The 4927-nt window shown below is 61.1% G+C and carries 2 protein-coding genes and 2 pseudogenes; 3 read left to right on the top strand and 1 reads right to left on the bottom strand.

Annotated features, from left to right (window positions below):
• A partial coding sequence (locus tag FV230_RS24595) for a carbohydrate-binding domain-containing protein (RefSeq protein WP_147844262.1) occupies positions 1–1230 on the bottom strand: 1230 nt, incomplete at its 3' end.
• Positions 1231–1729: 499 nt separating this feature from the next.
• Between FV230_RS24595 and FV230_RS24590 the strand changes: the two are divergent.
• The 3 genes and pseudogenes from FV230_RS24590 to FV230_RS24580 all read left to right on the top strand — a co-directional run.
• A pseudogene (locus FV230_RS24590) lies at positions 1730–3054 on the top strand (IS1182 family transposase).
• A gap of 77 nt (positions 3055–3131) precedes the next feature.
• Positions 3132–3218, top strand: a pseudogene (locus tag FV230_RS24585) (IS6 family transposase); the annotation flags it as partial.
• Positions 3219–3697: 479 nt separating this feature from the next.
• Positions 3698–4927, top strand: a 1230-nt coding sequence (locus tag FV230_RS24580) for a carbohydrate-binding domain-containing protein (RefSeq protein ID WP_147844262.1), incomplete at its 3' end; no start/stop codon positions are given.

Raw genomic sequence — 4927 nt, 5'->3', positions numbered from 1 at the left:
GAACATGTTGGCGACGCCGCCGCTGTTGTAGCCGGCATGGTTGTCGGCAGCGTCGCCCGCCAGGGTCTGGCCGTTGAGGCTGACCTGATGGACGTAGAGGTTGCGGTCGGCCGTCGCGCTGCCGCCGTAGACGTCGTCGAGGAACTGCACCGCGATGTCGTGCGCACCCGTGCCGAACTGGCCCGTGAGGGTGATGTCCTGCGTCTGGCCTGCCGCATGCGACGCGCTGGTGGTGAGTGTGCCGCCGATCTGATGGCCGTCCACCAGCACCTGGAAATGCGGATCACCCTGGTAGCTGTCACCCGACACGCGGAACACAAAGGTGTCGCCCGCGACCGGAGAGGCAGCCGAGGTCAGGTGAGCCGCTGGTGCGGCAGCCGGGGTGGTATCCGTCAGGCTGCTGACCGCTGTCTTGTAGGCGGCGCCCGCATTGGGATTGTGACCATTGCTGAGCACGCCATCGTAGTCATTCGTCTCGGCGTTCCAGTAGTTGCCGTAGACCATGTTGTGGTCCGCCATCCACTTGGTCACCCCCTTGATATAATCACCGGCATTGTCGGAGGCGATACCCCATTCGCTGAGGGCAGTTGGCTTGCCGTGGGCGGCGGCAAAATCCTGCTGCCACTGCAGCCCGTAATCTCGTGCCACATCGTGCTGGAAGCCAGCCTTGGCATCCCAGGAGTCGTACTCCGGTGAGTAGTAAACGTCTGTCCCGATGACGTCGACATACTTGTCGCCTGGATAGGCTTTAGCGGGATCCATGTTGCCGCCGTCGTTGGTAGTATCCCAGACGAACTTAAAGTTGCTGGACACCGAACGGAACGTCGTCACGAGTGCCTGGAACGCCTTGACGAACGCATCCTCATGGCCGGCGGCGGCCCAGGGCATCCAGCCACCGTTGAACTCCCAGCCGACCCGGATGTAAAGATTGCCGTCACTGCTCGGATGCGTCTGGGCGAGCGCCTGAGCGGCCTTGAGGAAGTGATCGTTGTAGGCGCCCGTGGCGACCTGCTCGAGCGAGGTGCCCCAGACGGTGAGCGGCACGCCCCAGATGTTGCCGACCGCGGCCCCCTTCCACAGGCCGGCAGCCCACGGGACGGAACTGTCAAAGCCGGCCCAGCTATCATTGTTCAGGAAGTGGAGGACGTTGCTGGGGGTGTTGCCAGCCCACTTCGTGTAGGATGCTAAAACCGAAGGATCATCGCCGACATAAACACCGGTCTGAGTCACTGAAAAGCCCCGTATCCAAAGACCTGCTATTGATCGCTCGCGGTGATCATCATCGCTGCAGTGGGAAAGGCTACGAGCGATTCGTCTAGTAAATATAAACAGGTTCCAGAAAACTCGTCTGAAATTAGAATAATAGTTAAGATACTTCTGCTAGTTTTACTAAGATATGAGGTCGTTTTCCGAGATGCTTCATGAAGTTTGTGCAGCTTGGACCACAATAATAAGTTGCTTGCTTCAAGCTCTAATTTTGGTCCATTCATCTGTCACTGATAAGCGCTTCGTCCTTCTGTGGAGAAAACGACGGTTTTTCGTATAGAATTGTTGGCGAAGAACATAATTTAGGTTGGTAGCTTTTGCTCATTCGCCACCGCTAGATGCTTGGTCCCTCTATGTGGTGTCAGATGTAACGCCATACGGCGGGACCAAACATCTAGGATCCCGTCCGAGTAATGCTCTCGACGGCGAGGTCAGAGGGTGATTCACTCGGCTCACGGCCAAGGTGTTTCGCTCCTGGGATGTGGATCAGGGCTGGTTGCTGCCGCCCTCGCTGCACGAGTTCGTGCCGCCCGGGCACCTGGCGCACTTCGTCCGCGACACGGTGCTAGAAGCGCTCGACCTCTCGGCCATCCTCGACACCTACACCGAGGAGCGCGGTTACCCGCCCTACCATCCGGGGACGATGGTGGCGCTGCTGCTCTACGGCTACAGCCGCGGCCTGTGCTCCTCGCGTTAGCTCGCCCGGGCCTGCGAGGAACGGGTCGACCTCATGGCGGTGCCCAGGCTGAACCGGCCGGACTTCCGCACCATCGCCAACTTCCGCAAGCGCCGCCTCGTGGCCCTGTCGGACCTGTTCGTGCAGGTGCTGCGCCTGTGCCGTGCGGCTGGTCTGGTCCAGTTCGCCCACGTGGCGGTGGACGGGACCAAGGTGAAGGCCAACGCCTCCCGCCAAAAGGCGATGAGCTACGGACGCATGAAGACGGCCGAGCCGACGCTGGCCGACGAAGTCGACGCTTGACTGGAGCAAGCGCGCGAGGCCGACGCGGCCGAGGATGCGTTGGAGGGCGCGAACCACGGGGTAACGAGACGCCGGACTGGAGGGCCGACAAGGTGCGGCGGCTGGAGACGATCCGCCCTGCCAAGGCTGCGCTGGAAGCGGAAGCGATCGATCCGCCCGACCCCGAGGACGAGAGCGGGCCGGGTGCATCCTCGGGCATGCGCTGGCAGGGTCGGCCCCTAGGTGCCGAGGACGGTGGGCCACCGGACCGGGCGCAGCGCAACTTCACCGACCCGGACAGCCGGATCCTGCCGACCCGCGACGGGCTCGTGCAGGGCTACAATGGGCAGATCGCCGTCGATGCCGCGCATCAGATCATCGTGGCGCACCGCCTCGTGACGAACGCCGCCGACGCCCGCGCCCTCGTGCCGCTCATCGACGACATCCGCGCTCATCTCGGGCGCAAGCCGTGCGAGGTCTCGGGCGATGCAGCCTTTGCCAACGAGGCGAACCTCGTCGCCTTGAAGGAGCGGCGGATCACCGCCTACCTGGCTCCGGGGCGGGCGCGCCACGGAGAGGCGGATGCGGCCGGTCGTCGAAAGCTAACGAAGACGCCCCTGATACGTGCGATGGCCGCGCGGCTGAAGCGGGGTGGCCGCCGGAGCTGGTACCGCCTCAGGAAGCAGGTCGTCCAGCCGGTGTTCGGGCAGATCGAGCAGGCCCGGGGCTTCCGACAGTTCCTGCTCCGCGGGCTCGATCAGGTCCGCGGCGAATGGGCGATGATCTGCACCGCCCACAACCTTCTGAAGCTGGCCAAGGCCGAGCGCTGAGCATGACGCCGGCTGGCTTGATCCCAACCCCGACCTCGATCCGCAAACCCGTTACTCGGACGGGCTCCTAGTCGCCCCTCCAACGCCTCGAGGCCATGCTGCAGCTGCGCAAGCGCTTTGAATTTGCCGGTGCCTGGACCGTCCCCGAGCAAAACCGGCTGCTACAGGCTGATTCGGACTTCGAGAAATTCACTATACCTAAAAACGAGGCAAATCAGGCCTTTCTTGCGAACTACGTAACAGCTTTCGATACGCCGTCAGACTTTTCTGCGCAGCCTGTCTCGTCCCAATCATTCGAGGCTGAACAAGCCCAAGCCTTCGCTGCGCATCCTCAGCAGACACGTAATAAACAGCCGCGAAATCGATTTTGATAAAAACTTGCTTAAGGGCCTCTGGCGTAATATCTAGCTCTCCTCTTTTTACTAATCCTCATAACTCACATCAAACAAACAATCAGTTCATTGATTTATGTTTTCGCTTTTTCACCGCAAATGATTGATGCCGTTAGAACTAATACTAGGTTTTTATACTTACTATCTCCTGGTCAGTTGATGTGCTATATCTGCCACCATCGAAGCGAATTTGAATGCTATCAACCACCTTCCACAATAATTTTTCTCAATAACTTGCGCAGGGGCACGGATTGACTCAGACCGGTGTTTATGTCGGCGATGATCCTTCGGTTTTAGCATCCTACACAAAGTGGGCTGGCAACACCCCCAGCAACGTCCTCCACTTCCTGAACAATGATAGCTGGGCCGGCTTTGACAGTTCCGTCCCGTGGGCTGCCGGCCTGTGGAAGGGGGCCGCGGTCGGCAACATCTGGGGCGTGCCGCTCACCGTCTGGGGCACCTCGCTCGAGCAGGTCGCCACGGGCGCCTACAACGATCACTTCCTCAAGGCCGCTCAAGCGCTCGCCCAGACGCATCCGAGCAGTGACGGCAATCTTTACATCCGGGTCGGCTGGGAGTTCAACGGTGGCTGGATGCCCTGGGCCGCCGCCGGCCATGAGGATGCGTTCGTCAAGGCGTTCCAGGCACTCGTGACGACGTTCCGTTCGGTGTCCAGCAACTTTAAGTTCGTCTGGGATACTACCAACGACGGCGGCAACATGGATCCCGCTAAAGCCTATCCAGGCGACAAGTATGTCGACGTCATCGGGACAGACGTTTACTACTCACCGGAGTACGACTCCTGGGATGCCAAGGCTGGCTTCCAGCACGATGTGGCACGAGATTACGGGCTGCAGTGGCAGCAGGATTTTGCCGCCGCCCACGGCAAGCCAACTGCCCTCAGCGAATGGGGTATCGCCTCCGACAATGCCGGTGATTATATCAAGGGGGTGACCAAGTGGATGGCGGACCACAACATGGTCTACGGCAACTACTGGAACGCCGAGACGAATGACTACGATGGCGTGCTCAGCAATGGTCACAATCCCAATGCGGGCGCCGCCTACAAGACAGCGGTCAGCAGCCTGACGGATACCACCCCGGCTGCCGCACCAGCGGCTCACCTGACCTCGGCTGCCTCTCCGGTCGCGGGCGACACCTTTGTGTTCCGCGTGTCGGGTGACAGCTACCAGGGTGATCCGCATTTCCAGGTGCTGGTGGACGGCCATCAGATCGGCGGCACACTCACCACCAGCGCGTCGCATGCGGCAGGCCAGACGCAGGACATCACCCTCACGGGCCAGTTCGGCACGGGTGCGCACGACATCGCGGTGCAGTTCCTCGACGACGTCTACGGCGGCAGCGCGACGGCCGACCGCAACCTCTACGTCCATCAGGTCAGCCTCAACGGCCAGACCCTGGCGGGCGACGCTGCCGACAACCATGCCGGCTACAACAGCGGCGGCGTCGCCAACATGTTC

Origin of the sequence: Methylobacterium sp. WL6, assembly GCF_008040095.1 — a bacterium.
GTDB lineage: Bacteria > Pseudomonadota > Alphaproteobacteria > Rhizobiales > Beijerinckiaceae > Methylobacterium.
Note: the sequence above shows the minus strand (reverse complement) of the source record. Positions and strands in the feature narration are given on the sequence as shown.